Source organism: Paraburkholderia phymatum STM815 (genome assembly GCF_000020045.1).
GTDB classification, from domain to species: domain Bacteria; phylum Pseudomonadota; class Gammaproteobacteria; order Burkholderiales; family Burkholderiaceae; genus Paraburkholderia; species Paraburkholderia phymatum.
Genome location: NC_010622.1, coordinates 187,431 through 203,905, shown reverse-complemented (window position 1 = coordinate 203,905; position 16,475 = coordinate 187,431). Strand labels below are relative to the sequence as shown.

The 16,475-nt window shown below is 63.2% G+C and carries 14 protein-coding genes; 12 read left to right on the top strand and 2 right to left on the bottom strand.

Annotation, left to right across the window (positions count from 1 at the left end; genetic code table 11):
- Nucleotides 1-82: 82 nt before the first annotated feature.
- Nucleotides 83-1,153 (bottom strand): MBL fold metallo-hydrolase, encoded by a 1,071-nt coding sequence (locus BPHY_RS00905; protein WP_012399604.1) that lies wholly within the window; start codon nucleotides 1,151-1,153, stop codon nucleotides 83-85.
- Between the two features lie 163 nt (nucleotides 1,154-1,316).
- Here BPHY_RS00905 and BPHY_RS00900 point away from each other — a divergent pair, with 163 nt between their 5' ends.
- The 12 genes from BPHY_RS00900 to bioB all read left to right on the top strand — a co-directional run bounded on the left by BPHY_RS00900 (nucleotide 1,317) and on the right by bioB (nucleotide 14,925).
- Nucleotides 1,317-1,751, top strand: coding sequence for a MerR family transcriptional regulator (locus BPHY_RS00900; protein ID WP_012399603.1), 435 nt, complete (start codon nucleotides 1,317-1,319; stop codon nucleotides 1,749-1,751).
- Nucleotides 1,752-1,974: 223 nt separating this feature from the next.
- The gene (aceK, locus tag BPHY_RS00895; RefSeq protein ID WP_012399602.1) at nucleotides 1,975-3,783 is read left to right on the top strand and encodes a bifunctional isocitrate dehydrogenase kinase/phosphatase; all 1,809 of its coding nucleotides are present in this window, start codon (nucleotides 1,975-1,977) and stop codon (nucleotides 3,781-3,783) included.
- Between the two features lie 60 nt (nucleotides 3,784-3,843).
- On the top strand, nucleotides 3,844-4,620 hold the full coding sequence (gene can, locus BPHY_RS00890) for a carbonate dehydratase (protein WP_012399601.1): 777 nt from the start codon (nucleotides 3,844-3,846) through the stop codon (nucleotides 4,618-4,620).
- Nucleotides 4,613-5,803 (top strand): acetyl-CoA C-acetyltransferase, encoded by a 1,191-nt coding sequence (locus tag BPHY_RS00885; RefSeq protein WP_012399600.1) that lies wholly within the window; start codon nucleotides 4,613-4,615, stop codon nucleotides 5,801-5,803. Before can ends, BPHY_RS00885 begins: the two co-directional genes overlap by 8 nt.
- A 48-nt stretch (nucleotides 5,804-5,851) precedes the next feature.
- Entirely contained in the window at nucleotides 5,852-6,529 is a 678-nt protein-coding gene (locus tag BPHY_RS00880) for an SDR family oxidoreductase (RefSeq protein WP_012399599.1), read from the top strand.
- A 36-nt stretch (nucleotides 6,530-6,565) separates the two neighbouring features.
- Nucleotides 6,566-7,696, top strand: coding sequence for an acyl-CoA dehydrogenase family protein (locus BPHY_RS00875; protein WP_012399598.1), 1,131 nt, complete (start codon nucleotides 6,566-6,568; stop codon nucleotides 7,694-7,696).
- 18 nt (nucleotides 7,697-7,714) lie between these two features.
- On the top strand, nucleotides 7,715-8,161 hold the full coding sequence (locus BPHY_RS00870; RefSeq protein WP_012399597.1) for a YchJ family protein: 447 nt from the start codon (nucleotides 7,715-7,717) through the stop codon (nucleotides 8,159-8,161).
- Between the two features lie 562 nt (nucleotides 8,162-8,723).
- Entirely contained in the window at nucleotides 8,724-10,013 is a 1,290-nt protein-coding gene (locus BPHY_RS00865) for a dienelactone hydrolase family protein (RefSeq protein WP_012399596.1), read from the top strand.
- Nucleotides 10,014-10,586: 573 nt separating this feature from the next.
- Nucleotides 10,587-11,933: an adenosylmethionine--8-amino-7-oxononanoate transaminase gene (bioA, locus tag BPHY_RS00860; protein ID WP_012399595.1), complete on the top strand. Its 1,347-nt coding sequence runs from the start codon at nucleotides 10,587-10,589 to the stop codon at nucleotides 11,931-11,933.
- Nucleotides 11,933-13,117 (top strand): 8-amino-7-oxononanoate synthase, encoded by a 1,185-nt coding sequence (gene bioF / locus BPHY_RS00855; protein WP_012399594.1) that lies wholly within the window; start codon nucleotides 11,933-11,935, stop codon nucleotides 13,115-13,117. Before bioA ends, bioF begins: the two co-directional genes overlap by 1 nt.
- On the top strand, nucleotides 13,114-13,833 hold the full coding sequence (bioD, locus tag BPHY_RS00850) for a dethiobiotin synthase (RefSeq protein WP_012399593.1): 720 nt from the start codon (nucleotides 13,114-13,116) through the stop codon (nucleotides 13,831-13,833). The genes bioF and bioD overlap by 4 nt, the downstream gene beginning before the upstream one ends.
- A 36-nt stretch (nucleotides 13,834-13,869) precedes the next feature.
- Nucleotides 13,870-14,925 carry a biotin synthase BioB gene (gene bioB, locus BPHY_RS00845; protein WP_012399592.1) on the top strand — a complete coding sequence of 352 codons (1,056 nt, stop codon included), beginning with the start codon at nucleotides 13,870-13,872 and terminating at the stop codon, nucleotides 14,923-14,925.
- 165 nt (nucleotides 14,926-15,090) lie between these two features.
- Here bioB and BPHY_RS00840 read toward each other — a convergent pair whose 3' ends face one another.
- Nucleotides 15,091-16,116, bottom strand: coding sequence for a sulfate ABC transporter substrate-binding protein (locus tag BPHY_RS00840; protein WP_012399591.1), 1,026 nt, complete (start codon nucleotides 16,114-16,116; stop codon nucleotides 15,091-15,093).
- Nucleotides 16,117-16,475 lie beyond the last annotated feature (359 nt).

The window sequence follows — 16,475 nt, the reverse complement described above, 5'->3', positions numbered from 1 at the left end:
TCAAAAAAGCCCGGCCCGCGTGATGCGGCCGGGCTGTTTGCGTTGGTGCGCGCTCGCTCAGCGCCGTGCTTCGAGCTTCACTTCACGCACGGAAGCGAATCACGCCATCCTCGCCCTGCACGCGCGTCAGCTCGCCTTGCAGCCACAGCAAATGCAGATGTGCGAGCGCCTCGCCCATCGCGAACGTCATCTGGTGAATGTCGAGCGCGCGCCTGAACATGATCGGGACGATGTCCGCCGCGCTGCATGGCTTGTCGGCGCACGCCGCGCGCACTTCCGCGAGCCGCGCCGCGTGGTGATCGCGCAGTTGGCCGATGCGCGTGTGCAGTCCGCGAAACGGCTTGCCGTGCGAAGGCAGCACGAGCGTGTCCGCGGCCATCGTTTCGTAGCGGCCGAGCGATTCGAGATACAACGCCAGCGGATTACCTTCCGGCTCGATGTCGAACACCGACACGTTCGTCGAAATACGAGGCAGCACCATGTCGCCGGAAATCAGCACGCCGTCCGCTTCCGCATGCAGCGCGCAGTGCTCCGGAGAATGGCCGAACCCCGTCACGACACGCCACGTGCGAGCCCCGATCGACAGCGCATCGCCGTCGCGCAGACGCCGATACTGGCCCGGCACGGCCGGCACCAGGTCCGCGTAATAGCTCTTGCGATTGCGCAGTTTGTCGAGCGATGCCTCGTCGCGCAGACCGTGCCGCGCGAAGTGCCGCGCCGCGCCCTCGCCGCCCGCGTTCGAACCGTCGCCCGCCGCCATCACGCGGCCCAGCATGTACTCGCCGAGAGTGATCCATAGACGCACGTTCCAACGCTTCTTGTCGCCGCCTTCGCATAGCCAGTTCGCGAGACCGAGGTGGTCCGGATGGCAATGCGTGACGATCACGCGCAGCACGGGCAAGCCTTCCAGCGCCGTGTCGAACACCGTTTCCCAGTTCGCCTTGATCTCGCCGGAAGCGATGCCGCAGTCGACGATCGTCCAGCCCTTCTGCCCGTCGATCTCGTCACGCAGCAGCCACAGGTTGATGTGATCGAGCGCGAACGGCAGCGGCATCCGCAGCCAGTAGACGCCCGGTGCGACTTCCTGGGTCGTGCCGGCGGCGGGCATCCCGTCAGCAAATGGGTAGTCGAGTTGATGTTCGAGAGCATTCATCGGGGGTTCCTTCGTCGGCCGCATGTCGATGACATAGTGCAGCGTGGTTGCGCTTTGTTCGGGTTGACGATAACGTAAACGTCGATTCTAACGTTCAATCCATGTTCGTGCCCGCCGTCGGACTGGACGGGCGCGACGAACAAGCCGCGCTAAAAATTCCGCGATGAACACTCAATACACGATCACCGAGCTGGCCCGCGAATTCGACGTCACACCGCGCGCGATCCGCTTTTACGAAGACCAGGGTTTACTCTCACCTAGCCGCGAAGGTTCGAGCGGTCTGCGCCGGGTGTACTCGGGCCGCGACCGCACACGGCTACGGCTGACATTGCGCGGCAAGCGGCTGGGCTTCACGTTGTCGGAAATCCGCGATTTGCTCGATCTGTACGATTCGCCGACGGATACGCTGCCGCAGTTGCAGGCGTTTCTCGCGACGGTGATCCGGCATCGCGAAGTGCTCGAACGTCAGCGCGAAGATCTGAACGCGACGCTGGAAGATCTCGCCCAATACGAAGCGCAGGCGCGCGCGCTGCTCGAAAGCGGCACACGGAGCGATGGTTATGGCGGCGCGGAAACGCCGCGCACGAAGCTGCGCTGAAAGAAAAAACCTGACGCGAAAATAGCGCGATAAACATGGCAGTAGCAAGGCAGTAGGCGCGGCATTGCATGAAGATGCGCCGAACGCCGCGCAATACGCAGTCAAGACGATATGCCGGCGCCGCGCCCAAAAGGCTCGCGAGCGTCTCGCAAGCTCACCCGGGCGATACAATCGCGGGAGTCTTCACGACATTGAGCGAACACTGAGCGAATGCACGGTCGACATGAATCACTTTCCCAAACTACTGTCGTCACAGATCGGCTTCGACGTTGCGGAGACGCTGCTCGCGGGATTCGACAGGCATTACTGCATCTTTCGCGAAGCAGCGATCCGCGCCAAAAACCTGTTCGAAGCCGCCGACTGGCACGGCCTGCAAAAGCTCGCGCGCGAGCGCATCACGTCGTATGACGAACGTGTGCGCGAGTGCATCGCCAAGCTCGAAGACGAGTACGACGCGGAGAACATCGACGACGACGTATGGCAGCAGATCAAGCTGCACTACATCGGTCTGTTGACGACACATCGGCAGCCCGAATGCGCGGAGACGTTCTTCAATTCGGTGTGCTGCCATATCCTGCATCGCTCGTATTTCAACAACGATTTCATCTTCGTGCGGCCGGCGATTTCGACCGAGTACATCGAGAACGACGAGCCCGCCGCGAAGCCAACGTATCGTGCGTACTACCCAGGCAAGGACGGCCTCGCGGTCACGCTTGAGCGCATCGTCACGAACTTTCAGCTAAACCCGCCGTTCGAGAATCTGACGCGCGACGTGCAATGCGTGATCCAGGCGCTGCGGGACAACTTCGGCACGTTCAATGAAGCGCCCAATTTCCAGATTCACGTGCTGTCGTCGCTGTTCTTCCGCAACAAGGCGGCGTACATCATCGGGCGCATCATCAACGGCGACATGATGCTGCCGTTCGCGCTGCCCGTCCATCACGTGAAGCCAGGCCTGCTCGCGCTCGATGCGCTGCTCTGCAAGCGCGATCAGCTGCTGATCATTTTCAGCTTCGCGCATTCGTATTTCCTCGTCGATATGGAAGTGCCGTCCGCGTATGTCGAGTTTCTCGGCAGCATTCTGCACGGCAAGCCGAAGGCGGAGATCTACACATCGGTGGGATTGCAGAAGCAGGGGAAAAATCTTTTCTATCGCGATCTGCTGCGGCATCTGAAACATTCCAGCGACCGCTTTATCATCGCGCCCGGCATCAAGGGCATGGTGATGCTCGTGTTCACACTGCCGTCGTTCCCGTACGTGTTCAAGCTGATCAAGGATGCGTTTCCGCCGCCGAAGGAAACGACGCGCGAACAGGTGGTCGGCAAGTATCAGCTCGTCAAGCGACATGACCGTCTGGGACGCATGGCCGATACGCTCGAATATTCGAGCGTCGCGTTGCCGCTGTCGCGCCTCGACGATGCGCTCATTCGCGAGTTGGAAAAGGAAGCGCCTTCGATGCTCGAATACGAAGGCGACAATCTCGTGATCCGGCATGTGTATATCGAGCGGCGCATGGTGCCGCTGAACATCTTCCTGCAGAACGGCACGGATGCCGACATCGAACACGGCATCCGCGAATACGGCAACGCGGTGAAGGAACTGATGCAGGCGAACATCTTCCCCGGCGACATGCTGTACAAGAACTTCGGCGTCACACGGCATGGACGTGTCGTGTTCTACGACTACGACGAGATCGAGTATCTCACCGATTGCAATGTGCGCGCGGTGCCGCCGCCGCGCAACGAGGAAGACGAGATGTCGGGCGAGCCTTGGTATTCGGTCGGCCCGCACGACATTTTTCCGGAGACGTATAACACCTTCCTGCTCGGCGATCCGCGCGTGCGCGAATCTTTTCTCAAGCATCACGCGGATTTCTTCGATCCCGCACTGTGGCAAAAACAGAAAGACTACATTCTGCGTGGCGAGTTGCCCGACTTCTATCCCTACGATCGCAGCCTGCGTTTCTCCATCCGCTATCCGGAAAGGTTTGCTGCCGATCACGTTACCGCGGCAACGGAACGCGCTGCATGAAAAAGGCGCACCGTCCGCAATTGAACAACATCGACCATCCCGATCGAACTGAAACGAATCATGACTACGAACGCCTCTTCCGCTGAACATCCTCTCGCCCACCTCTTCGCGAACAACGACGCGTGGGTGACACACAAGCTCGAAGACGATCCCGAGTTCTTCTCGAGGCTCGCGCACCAGCAGGCGCCCGAATATCTGTGGATCGGCTGCGCGGATTCGCGCGTGCCCGCCAACGAGATCATCGGCCTGCCGCCCGGCGAAGTGTTCGTTCACCGCAATATTGCCAACGTCGTCGTGCACTCGGACCTGAACTGTCTGTCCGTCGTCCAGTTCGCCGTCGATCTGCTGAAGATCAAGCACATCATGGTGGTCGGGCATTACGGCTGCTCAGGCGTCGGTGCAGCGCTGCTCGGCCGTCGCGTCGGTCTCGCGGACAACTGGCTGCATCACGTGCAGGACGTGCGCACAAAGCACGCATCGCTGCTCGAAGAATGGCCGATGGGTGAAGCACGGCATCGCCGCCTCGTCGAACTGAACACGATCGAACAGGTCGTCAACGTATGCCGCACGACGATTCTCAACGACGCGTGGGCGCGCGGACAGGACCTCACTGTGCACGGCTGGGTCTACGGCGTTCACGACGGCCGTGTGCGCGATCTCGGCATGACGGTGAAGGATCCCGCCAGGCTCGAAGAGACCTACACGAGTTGCGTCGCGGCCGTCTCGGCGAGCCGCGCGCATACGGCTGACAACGACGTGGTCGCCGCCGACGCTGCGAAGCTCGGCGACGTGGCCGCCGTCGTTCACGGTGTTATCAAGGAGATGAAACATGAGTGAGACACAAGATCCCGTCGTCATCGTTTCCGTCGCGCGCACGCCGATGGCCGCGTTTCAGGGCGATTTCGCGTCGCTGACGGCGCCGCAACTCGGCGCGATCGCGATCAAGGCGGCCGTCGAACGTGCGGGGCTGAAGCCCGAACAGGTTGAAGAAGCAGTGATCGGCTGCGTGCTGCCTGCGGGTCAGGGCCAGGCGCCCGCGCGTCAGGCGGCGCTTGGTGCCGGGCTGCCGCTGTCGACGGGTTCGACGACCGTCAACAAGATGTGCGGCTCCGGCATGCGCGCGGCGATGTTCGCGCACGACATGCTATCGGCGGGTTCCGTCGACGTCGTCGTCGCGGGCGGCATGGAAAGCATGACGAACGCGCCCTACCTGCTGCCGAAGGCGCGCGGCGGCATGCGCATGGGCCACGGCCAGGTGCTGGATCACATGTTCCTCGACGGCCTCGAAGATGCGTACGAGAAAGGCCGGCTGATGGGCACGTTTGCGGAAGAGTGCGCGGGTTCGTTCGATTTCACCCGTGAAGCGCAAGACAAGTTCGCCGTCGAATCGCTAATGCGCGCGAAACGCGCGAATGAAGACGGTTCGTTTGCGTGGGAAATCGCGCCTGTCACGATCGAAGGAAAGAAAGGCAGCGTGACCGTCGAGCGCGACGAGCAACCATTCAAGGCGAACCTCGACAAAATCGCGACGCTCAAACCTGCGTTCAGCAAGACGGGCACAGTGACGGCCGCGAACTCGTCGTCGATCAGCGACGGCGCAGCGGCGCTCGTGATGATGCGCGAATCGACAGCGAAAAAGCTCGGCGTGACGCCGCTCGCTCGTGTCGTCGGCCATGCCACTTTTGCACAGGAACCGGCGAAGTTCACGACGGCGCCCGTCGGCGCGATCCGCAAACTGTTCGAGAAGAACGGCTGGAAAGCGGACGACGTCGATCTTTACGAGATCAACGAAGCGTTCGCTGTCGTCACGATGGCCGCGATGAAAGAGCACAACCTGCCGCACGACAAGGTCAACGTGAACGGCGGCGCGTGCGCGCTCGGCCATCCGATCGGCGCATCGGGCGCGCGCATTCTCGTCACGCTGATCGGCGCGCTGAGGAAGCGCGGCCTGAAGCGCGGCGTCGCAAGCCTGTGCATCGGCGGCGGCGAAGCGACGGCGATGGGCGTCGAACTGTTCTAACCCGTTTCAATGGCAGCGCGCGGCCGTCCGCGCGCCAAAGGACTTCCGATGAAAACAGTGTTGATCGTGGGCGCGTCGCGCGGCATCGGACGCGAGTTCGTGAAGCAGTATCGGCACGATGGCTGGCGCGTGCTCGCCACCGCACGCGATGCGCAATCGCTCGGTGAACTGGTTACGCTCGGCGCCGAAGCGTTGTCGCTCGACGTCGCCGCGCCCGAGGACATCGCCGGGCTCGGCTGGAAACTCGACGGCGAGCGGCTCGACGCCGCCGTGATCGTGTCGGGCGTGTATGGCCCGCAGACGGAAGGCATCGAAACGGTCACTGCCGAAGACTTCGACTTCGTGATGACTACCAACGTGCGCGGGCCGATGCAGCTTATCCCGGTTCTGCTGCCGCTCGTCGAAGACGCGCAGGGCGTGCTGGCTGTCCTGTCGAGCCGCATGGGCAGCATCAACGACACGACGGGCACCACGGGCTGGCTGTACCGGGCGAGCAAGGCGGCGCTGAACGAGGTGCTCAAAGTAACCTCCGTGCAGACGCGCCGCGCGACGTGCGTGTCGCTGCATCCCGGCTGGGTGCGCACCGACATGGGTGGCGCGTCGGCCGCCGTCGATCCGGCGCAGAGCGTGCGCGGCATGCGCGAAGTGCTGGCGCAGGCGGCGAGCACGCCGCATCTCTTTCATGGACGATTCTTCCAGTTCGACGGCACGGCGCTGGAGTGGTAATTCGATCAAACGAAAAAAGACATTCAGGAGACCCGCATGTTGCTCGATCAGGACCACTTGATGATCCGCGATGCGGTGCGCACTTTCGTGCGTGAAGCCGTGGCGCCGAATGCGGCGCAATGGGACCGCGAGCGCATATTTCCCGCCGACGCGCATCGCCAGCTTGCTGAACTCGGCGCGTACGGTGTGCTTGTTCCGGAGGAATACGGCGGCGCCGGGCTCGACGCACTCGCGCTCGCGTTGATTCTGGAAGAAATCGCAGCGGGCGACGGCGGCACGTCGACGGCCATCTCGGTCAACAACTGCCCCGTCTGCAGCATTTTGCTGACATACGGCAACGAGCAGCAGAAGCGCGACTGGCTCACGCCGCTGGCCCGCGGCGAAATGCTCGGCGCCTTTTGTCTGACGGAACCGCAGGCGGGCTCGGATGCCTCGGCGTTGCGCACCACCGCCACCCGCGACGGCGACGGCTACATGCTCAACGGCGTGAAGCAGTTCATCACGAGCGGCAAGAACGGCAACGTCGCGATCGTGATGGCCGTCACCGACAAAAACGCGGGCAAACGCGGCATCAGCGCGTTCATCGTGCCGACAGAGACACCCGGCTATCTCGTCGCGCGGCTCGAAGAGAAGCTCGGGCAGCATTCGTCCGATACCGCGCAGATCGTTTTCGACAACTGCCGCGTGCCTGCCGCGAATCTGATCGGCTCCGAAGGCGAAGGCTACCGGATCGCGCTGTCGGGGCTCGAAGGGGGGCGCATCGGGATTGCCGCGCAGAGCGTCGGCATGGCGCGCGCGGCGTTTGAAGCCGCGCTCGCGTACGCGAAGGAGCGCGAAAGTTTCGGGCAAGCGCTTTTTTCGCACCAGGCCGTGCAGTTCCGGCTCGCCGACATGGCGACACAACTCGAAGCGGCGCGTCAGCTCATCTGGCACGCCGCCTCGCTAAAGGACGCGGGCCAGCCTTGTCTGACGGAAGCGGCGATGGCGAAACTGTTCGCCTCCGAAGCGGCGGAGCGCATCTGTTCGGCTGCGCTGCAGATTCACGGCGGCTACGGCTATTTGAGCGACTTTCCCGTCGAACGTATTTATCGCGACGTTCGCGTGTGCCAGATCTATGAAGGCACCAGCGATATCCAGAAGATTCTGATCGCCCGTGGACTGAGCTAAACCTTTCTTCGATCTTTCATGACTGCATCAGCGAAACAACGTCCTGTCGAATGCCCCTGCGGCGGTGCTGCGCCGAACCGGCGTAACACCGACAAACCGCCGCGTTTCTCGGACTGCTGCGGACGGTATATCGACGGAGGCGCAGCGGCGCCGAACGCGCTCGAACTGATGCGCTCGCGCTATAGCGCGTACGTGCTCGGCGAATCCCATTATTTGCGCGACACGTGGGCGCCGCAAACTTGCCCCGCCGATCTGGACATCGATATCAGCGCGCCCGACGCACCGCGCTGGCTAGGTCTGCAGATCAAGCGCTTCTCGCCGCTCGACGATACGCACGCCGAAGTGGAGTTCGTCGCGCGCTATAAAGCGGGCGGTCGCGCGCATCGGCTGCACGAATGCAGCCGCTTCACGCGGGGTGAAGACGCGCGCTGGCGCTACGTCGACGGCGATGTGAGCGATCGCTGACGCCGCCTTTCCGATTGCACTGCAACAACGTCGTGAATACCCGCCAAAAAAGCCGAACAAGGGTCATTTCTATAGAAAAAACAAGGTGTTGGATCGGCGCCACGTCCCTTATATCCAATCTCTTTCCACCTTTGCCCCGCCAGCCGCGCGCCGTCGTGGTCGATCCGCCTGTCACACTGCAAATAGTGCCGCAAGGGGTTTGTACTGAATTGCACAAATATAAATTGTCGTGCCAGTATGAGTCCTACAGATGTTGCAGCGCTCCGTAGCGAGGTAGCGGACCACCGCTCCCGCAGGATGTCCCGACGCACCGCCCGTTGATCGTTCAGCGGGCACGCGTCAGGAGGCATCGCGAGAAGCGCTCACTTCGACGCGTGGGGTCGCGTCGACCGGCTTCGGTTCATCCCAATGCGGTCCTAATCTGTCTGCGTGCGCGAACAGCGCATCGGCGAGATTTTTTTGACCTTGTTTTGGTGTGCGATCGTAGCCAAATCAGCCTTGCGGGATCCGCCCCGGAATCCGTACAGGAAGGTTCAAGCGCTTTTGAGAGCAGGTGTAGCGGATGGTGTTCAGCAAAGTTCTGTCGGTAGGTGCGATGTCGGCGGCCCTCCTGGCCAGTGGCGTGACGGCCGCGCACGCGGACCCGCTCGCGGATGCCGAAGCCGGCCCGCTCGGTCGCGCCCAGGTACAGCGACTCGCCCTCGACGAAGATGGCTACCTGCCCGTCGTCAAGCTCAGCGAACAGATCATCCGCATTCCCGTCGACACCGACGGCAACGTCACGCTCGAAACGACCGTCTACAAGCCGGAAGGTCCCGGCCCGTTCCCGATGGTGGTATTCAACCACGGCAAGATTCACGGCGATCCGCGCGCGCAGACGCGCAGCGACCCCGTATCGCTGGCGCGCGAATTCGTGCGGCGGGGTTATGTCGTCGTCGCGCCGAATCGCCAGGGTTTCGCCGAATCGGGCGGCTCGTATGTGCAAGACGGCTGCGACGTCACGCGCAACGGCCTGAGCCAGGCCGCCGACGTCGCGACGACCGTCGACTATATGTCGAAGCAAAGCTATGTCGACGCGAAGCATATCGTCGTAGCGGGCACCTCGCACGGCGGCCTCGCGACCATCGCGTACGGCACGAACGCCGCGCCCGGCGTGCGCGGCCTGATCAACTTCTCCGGCGGCTTGCGCCAGGATGCCTGCACCGACTGGCAGGGCAATCTGACGAACGCGTTCCGCACGTATGGCGAGAGCACGCACGTGCCGTCGCTCTGGCTGTACGGCGATAACGATTCGATCTGGCCGTCGACGCTGGTCTCGCAGATGTACACCGCCTACACGCGCAACACGGAGGGCAAGGGCGTCAACGCGAAGATGGTCGATTTCGGCGCGTACAAGAACGACGCGCATCGCCTCGTCGGCGATCGCGACGGCGTGCGCGTGTGGTGGCCGTCCGTCGAAGCGTTCCTCGCGCGTGTCGGCATGCCGACAGGTGTCCAGTACCGCGTCGCCGAACCGACGCAGCCGACGCCCACGCATTTCGCCAAGATCGACGCCGTCGACTCCGTGCCGTTCGTCGACGAAGCCGGCCGCGCCGGTTATCGCAATTTCCTGCATCAGTACCCGAGCCGCGCGTTTGCGGTGTCCGACTCGGGCGCGTGGTCGTGGGCTGAAGGCGGCGACGATCCGATGTCGGTCGCGATCGCCAACTGCCAGAAACAGAGCTCCGGTCCGTGCCGCCTGTACGCCGTCAACGACAGCGTCGTCTGGAAGGACGGCTCGACTCAAACGGCCGACGCAGACGCTGATTCCTCCTCGAAGGAAGGCAGCAAGCCCGCGCTGGCCAGCCGCTGATCCTCGTCTGATCTCCGCTGATCTCTGAATCGCCCGTTGCGCATACTGCGCAGCGGGCGATTGTTTTTGCTTTCGCTGCCTGTCGAGGCATACGTCGATCTACGCCGTTTTTTCGTCGCACGCCACACCGACACGTCTTCGCATGCCCGGATTTTTTTTCACAGGGGCCTATGACTTTGCCGTCGCTATCTACCGTCATTTGCGTCTTTCCGAAATCAACTGCCGCGAGCTGTCGCCAACCCCGAAAAATCGCACGCAAGCCCTTGAAAACATGACGTTTTCAGATAGTGCATTGCAGCGTATATCGCGCTAATCTCACTCCCGCGGCCGCGTAGAGCGCGCTGCGAAAGCTTCGCGGTGCGGCGACGCGACAGCTCGTCGGATGCACGCAAAAGCTCGCGATCGCCCTAACGGGCTGTGCGAACGACGCGCTCTGTCGCCGGATTCAGGCGGACGTCACTCGTCCCGATTCGTCAGCCGCATTGGCATTACCCCGCGTTGGCATTACCCCTTTACATGCCCGCCCGGCACGACGCGCTCGCGCGTTTGCCCGGCTCATGTTCCGGAGCAGTTTTGAATACACAGGCAACCGAAGACTGGATCGTCCGCAGCCTGCGCGCTGTATGGCATCCCTGTACGCAGATGAAGCATCACGAGCGCGTTCCGCTCGTGCCCGTTTCGCGCGGCGCCGGCGCATGGCTTTACGATCGCGCGGGACATCGTTACCTCGACGCGATCAGTTCGTGGTGGGTCAACCTGTTCGGCCACGCGAACCCGCGCATCAACGCCGCGCTGAAAGACCAACTCGACACGCTAGAGCATGCGATGCTCGCCGGCTGCACGCACGAGCCCGCGATCGAACTCGCCGAACGCCTTCGCGCGCTCACGCAGGACACCCTCGGTCACGCGTTCTTCGCGTCGGATGGCGCGTCGGCCGTCGAAATCGCGCTGAAGATGAGCTTCCATTCGTGGCGCAACCGCGGCTACGACGGCAAACGCGAGTTCGTCTGCGTGGCAAACAGCTATCACGGCGAGACGATCGGTGCCCTCGGCGTCACGGATGTCGCGCTGTTCAAGGACGCGTACGACCAGCTGATCCGCAACGCGCACGTCGTTGCGTCGCCCGATGCGCGTCTCGCACGCGAGGGCGAAACGGCCGCCGAGGTCGCGCAACGCGCGCTCGACGACGTACGCGCGCTTTTCGAATCGCGCGCCGGCAACATTGCCGCGTTGATCGTCGAGCCGCTCGTGCAGTGCGCAGCGGGCATGGCGATGCACGACCCGTCGTACATCGCGGGCTTGCGCGCGCTGTGCGACCGCTACGGCGTGCATCTGATCGCCGACGAAATCGCCGTCGGCTGCGGCCGCACGGGCACCTTCTTCGCGAGCGAACAGGCCGGCGTATGGCCGGACTTTCTGTGTCTGTCGAAGGGGATCAGCGGCGGCTATCTGCCGCTGTCGATCGTGCTGTCGCGCGACGAAATCTACGCCGCCTTCTACGACGACGACACCACGCGCGGCTTCCTGCATTCGCATTCGTACACGGGCAATCCGCTTGCGTGCCGCGCGGCGCTCGCGACGCTCGATCTGTTCGCGAGCGACAACGTGCTCGCCGCAAACGCAACGAAATCCGCGGCGTTGCGCGCCGCGCTCGAACCGCTCGCGCAACATGCGCAGGTGCGCAACCTGCGTCAGCGCGGCACCATCTTCGCGTTCGATGCCGTCGTTCACGACGCCGATGCCGCGAAAACCTTCTCGCGCCGCTTCTTCGAAAACGCGTTGCAGCGTGAACTGCTGCTGCGCCCGATCGGCACGACGGTGTACCTGATGCCGCCGTACATTCTCGACGACGAAGAAATCGCGCTGCTCGCCGAGCGCACGCGTGCGACCTTCGATGCGACATTGACGGGGGCGCGCTGATGCAACTGCTCGACACACTTGAACAAGGCCTGAAGGAGATCGACGCGCGCGGCCTGCGCCGTCGTCGCCGCACCGTCGATTCGCCGTGCTCCGCGCACATGACCGTCGACGGCCGCAACATGATCGGCTTCGCAAGCAACGACTATCTCGGGCTGGCCGCGCATCCGCTGCTCGTCGCGGCCATCACGGAAGGCGCGCGCCGCTACGGCGCGGGCAGCGGCGGCTCGCATCTGCTGGGCGGCCATTCGCGCGCCCATGCGCAACTCGAAGACGACCTCGCGGAGTTCGCGGGCGGCTTCGTCGACAATCCGCGCGCGCTGTACTTCAGCACCGGCTACATGGCAAATCTCGCAACGCTCACGGCGCTTGCGGGACGCGGCACGACCCTGTTTTCGGACTCGTTGAATCACGCATCGCTGATCGACGGCGCGCGTCTGTCGCGTGCCGATATCCAGATCTATCCACATGCCGACGCCGAAGCGTTGGGCGCCATGCTCGAAGCGTCGGATGCCGCCGTGAAGCTGATCGTCAGCGACACTGTGTTCAGCATGGACGGCGACATCGCGCCGCTCGCGCGTCTGCTCGAACTCGCCGAGCACCACGGCGCATGGCTCGTCGTCGACGACGCGCACGGTTTCGGCGTGCTCGGTCCGCAAGGACGCGGCGCGGTTGCGGAAGCCGCGCTGCGCTCGCCGCATCTGATTGTGGTCGGCACGCTCGGCAAGGCGGCGGGCGTGTCGGGTGCATTCGTCGTCGCACATGAGACGGTGATCGAATGGCTCGTGCAGCGCGCGCGCCCGTATATCTTCACGACGGCGTCCGTACCGTCGGCGGCGCATGCCGTGTCGGCGAGCCTGCGCATCATCGGTGGCGACGAAGGCGAGCACCGGCGCGCGCATCTGCGCTCGCTGATCGCGCTCACGCGCGACATGCTCAAAAGCACGCCGTGGCTACCCGTCGATTCGCACACGGCCGTGCAGCCGCTCATCATCGGCTCGAACGAGGCGACGCTCGACGTCGCCGCGTCGCTGGATCGCGCGAACCTCTGGGTGCCCGCGATCCGTCCGCCGACCGTGCCCGAAGGCACGTCGCGGCTGCGCATCTCGCTGTCGGCGGCGCACTCGCACAACGATCTCGAACAGCTCGAACACGCACTGATGAAGACGGCGGAGGCACGCGCATGAGCCCCGCGCTGTCTCTCTTCGTGACGGGCACCGACACCGAAATCGGCAAGACACTGGTGTCGGCGGCGCTGTTGCGCGGCTTCGTGCGCGACGGCCTGCGCGCGGCCGCGATGAAGCCGATCGCGGCGGGCGCAACGCTGGTGAACGGCGTGCTGCACAATGAAGACGCCGATCAGCTCGACGCCGCCGCCAATGTGCTGTTGCCGCCCGACATCCGCACGCCGTTCATGCTGAAGGAACCGGCGGCGCCGCATATCGCCGCCGCGCACGAAAGCGTCACGCTCGACATGGCGCGCATCGTCGACGCGCACGAGGCAGCGCTGCAGATGGCCGACGTCGTGGTCGTAGAAGGCGTCGGCGGCTTTCGGGTGCCGCTCACCGATTCGCACGATACGGCCGATCTCGCGTTTGCACTGAATCTGCCCGTGGTGCTCGTCGTCGGCATGCGCCTCGGCTGCATCAGCCACGCACTGCTGACGGCGGAAGCGATCGCCGCACGCGGGCTGCGCGTCGTCGGCTGGGTCGCCAACCGCGTCGATCCTGCCATGCTGTTCCCCGACGAGAACATCGACACATTGCGCGACCGGCTCGCCCGGCAGTACGACGCGCCGCTGCTCGGCAGCGTGCCGCATCTGAGCCCCGCATCGCCCGATGTCGCCGCGACGCATCTCGACACCACCCGACTGTTGCATGCGCTGCGTACCGCGCCGCGCTGAGAGCTTTAGACAAATCAAATCATCAAGGACCACCCCATGAGCCAGATCCAAACCGCACCCTTGCCCGTCATGCCGTCGCAGGCCGCTGCAGCCGCGGACGCCGCCGCGTCGCGCTGGAAGGTCGCCGACGTTGCCGCTCTGTATGAACTGCCGTTCAACGACCTGCTGTTTCGCGCGCAACAGGTGCATCGCGAGCACTTCGACGCGAACACCGTACAACTTTCCACCCTGTTGTCGATCAAGACGGGCGGCTGCGAAGAAGATTGCGCGTACTGTCCGCAATCGGTGCATCACGAGACCGGGCTGAAGGCTGAAAAGCTGATGGAAGTCGAAGAGGTGCTGGCCGCCGCGCGCGTCGCAAAGGAAAACGGCGCGACGCGTTTCTGCATGGGCGCCGCGTGGCGCAATCCGAAAGACCGCCACCTCGAACCGATCAAGGACATGATTCGCGGCGTGAAGTCGATGGGTCTCGAAACGTGCGTGACACTCGGCATGCTCGAAGCGCATCAGGCCCAGGCGTTGCGCGAGGCCGGTCTCGATTACTACAACCACAATCTCGATACATCGCCGGAGTTCTATGGCCAGATCATTTCGACGCGAACGTATCAGGACCGGCTCGATACGCTCGAACATGTGCGCGATGCGGGCATCAACGTGTGCTGCGGCGGAATCGTCGGCCTGGGCGAGTCGCGTCGCGAGCGTGCGGGGCTGATCGCGCAGCTCGCGAATATGGAGCCGTATCCGGAGTCGGTGCCTATCAACAATCTCGTTCAGGTCGAAGGCACGCCGCTCACGGGTACGGAAGCGCTCGATCCGTTCGAGTTCGTGCGGACGATTGCCGTTGCGCGAATCACGATGCCGCGAGCGATGGTGCGGCTGTCCGCGGGCCGCGAGCAGATGGATGAGGCGCTGCAGGCAATGTGCTTTCTCGCTGGGGCGAACTCGATTTTTTATGGTGATCAGTTGCTGACTACCAGCAATCCGCAAGCTGAGGCCGATCGCAAGTTGCTAGCGCGACTTGGGATTCGGGCTGAGGCGGCTCAGCAGATGCCGGCCGAGCGTGAGTGCTCGCACGGGTGCGAGGGACATTGAGCTGGCACCCGCGCTGCGCCTTGGTTCGCCAGCGTTTCGCCCGGTTCACACATTTGCGTAAGGGCGATTGTCCGGGTTGCTTCGACGTACGCCCCTACGCTCACCTCCAACGAAAAAGCCGCTTCGAATGTCGAAGCGGCTTTTTCGTTTCGCGCGATACCGCGCTTACTTCCGGTCGACGATGATCTGATCGAACGTGCCGCCGTCTGCGAAATGGCTTTGCTGTGCTTTCTGCCAGCTGCCGAACACCTGCTCGACGGTGAACGTCTTCAGCGGCTTGAACTCGCTCGCGTGCTTTGCGAGCACGGCGGGATCACGCGGACGCAAGTGGTGCTGCGCGATGATCTCCTGCGCGGGCGCGGTGTACAGATAGTCGAGATACGCCTGCGCTTCCTTGCGCGTGCCGCGCTTGTCGACCACCTTGTCCACGATCGTCACGGGCGGCTCGGCAAGAATGCTGATCGATGGATACACGGCCTCGAAGCTGCCCGCACCCACGCCCGTGTCGATCAGCGACACCTCGTTCTCGAATGTCACCAGCACGTCGCCGATGCCCCGCTGCGTAAACGTCGTCGTCGCGCCGCGGCCGCCCGTGTCGAGCACGGGCACGTTGCGGAAGATCGACTTCTCGAAATCGAGCGCCTGAGCGTCCGTCGCACCGTTCTGTTTCTTGTAACCCCATGCGGCCAGGTACGTGTAGCGGCCGTTACCCGCCGTCTTCGGATTCGGAATCACAACCTGCACGCCAGGCTTCGCCAGATCGTCCCAGTCCTTGATGTGCTTCGGATTGCCCTTGCGCACGAGGAACACCATGGTCGTCGTGTAAGGCGCGCTGTTGTTCGGCAAACGCGCGCGCCAGTTGTCGGGAACGAGATGGCCGCGCTCGGCCAGCAGGTCGATATCATTCGGCTGGTTCATCGTCACGACGTCGGCCTGCAAGCCTTGCAGCACCGACAGCGCCTGCGCACTTGAAGCGCCGTGCGACTGCCTGATTGCCACCGTCTCACCGCTCTTCTGCTTGTACGCCGCGACGAACGCCGTGTTGATGTCCTTATAGAGCTCGCGCGTCACGTCATACGACACGTTCAACAGCGATGCATCCGCATGCGCGTTCTGCGCAGCACCAAGCGCAAGCGTCAAAGCCGTGAAGCCGGCCGCGAGCCCGCGCGCTTTATCCCCTCTGCCTGCCATCTTTTCCCCGCTTTTCAATGATGAAGCAAATGGCCGCATCACGCGGCTGGAGCAGCGATTCTATCGGATCGCTTCTTGCGATTCCTGGAAAACAGGCAGCACTTCCTATACCTTCCGGCCAGGTTTTCCGACGTGTCAGCCACACGTACGATCGGTTCATCAAGTTGCTCACGGAATACGGATGGTCGCGTGACAACGTGATTTGTACGTCATTCGTTTGTCGGGTTTCCGTTCCAAACAGAACCCTGTTTAAGAAAGAATTTGCTTAGGATAGGGCCAATGGAAACGTTAGAAAAACCTCTTGCGAAGCGTCGCTTTCACACGCTTCGACTCATCACGGCGGTGTCAACATGGAGGCA

Excerpts from the sequence above, each read along its gene's own strand:
- BPHY_RS00905 (WP_012399604.1), bottom strand. The coding sequence starts at position 1,153 with ATGAATGCTCTCGAACATCAACTCGACTACCCATTTGCTGACGGGATG.
- BPHY_RS00900 (WP_012399603.1), top strand. The coding sequence starts at position 1,317 with ATGAACACTCAATACACGATCACCGAGCTGGCCCGCGAATTCGACGTC.
- aceK (WP_012399602.1), top strand. The coding sequence starts at position 1,975 with ATGAATCACTTTCCCAAACTACTGTCGTCACAGATCGGCTTCGACGTT.
- can (WP_012399601.1), top strand. The coding sequence starts at position 3,844 with ATGACTACGAACGCCTCTTCCGCTGAACATCCTCTCGCCCACCTCTTC.
- BPHY_RS00885 (WP_012399600.1), top strand. The coding sequence starts at position 4,613 with ATGAGTGAGACACAAGATCCCGTCGTCATCGTTTCCGTCGCGCGCACG.
- BPHY_RS00880 (WP_012399599.1), top strand. The coding sequence starts at position 5,852 with ATGAAAACAGTGTTGATCGTGGGCGCGTCGCGCGGCATCGGACGCGAG.
- BPHY_RS00875 (WP_012399598.1), top strand. The coding sequence starts at position 6,566 with ATGTTGCTCGATCAGGACCACTTGATGATCCGCGATGCGGTGCGCACT.
- BPHY_RS00870 (WP_012399597.1), top strand. The coding sequence starts at position 7,715 with ATGACTGCATCAGCGAAACAACGTCCTGTCGAATGCCCCTGCGGCGGT.
- BPHY_RS00865 (WP_012399596.1), top strand. The coding sequence starts at position 8,724 with ATGGTGTTCAGCAAAGTTCTGTCGGTAGGTGCGATGTCGGCGGCCCTC.
- bioF (WP_012399594.1), top strand. The coding sequence starts at position 11,933 with ATGCAACTGCTCGACACACTTGAACAAGGCCTGAAGGAGATCGACGCG.
- bioD (WP_012399593.1), top strand. The coding sequence starts at position 13,114 with ATGAGCCCCGCGCTGTCTCTCTTCGTGACGGGCACCGACACCGAAATC.
- bioB (WP_012399592.1), top strand. The coding sequence starts at position 13,870 with ATGAGCCAGATCCAAACCGCACCCTTGCCCGTCATGCCGTCGCAGGCC.
- BPHY_RS00840 (WP_012399591.1), bottom strand. The coding sequence starts at position 16,116 with ATGGCAGGCAGAGGGGATAAAGCGCGCGGGCTCGCGGCCGGCTTCACG.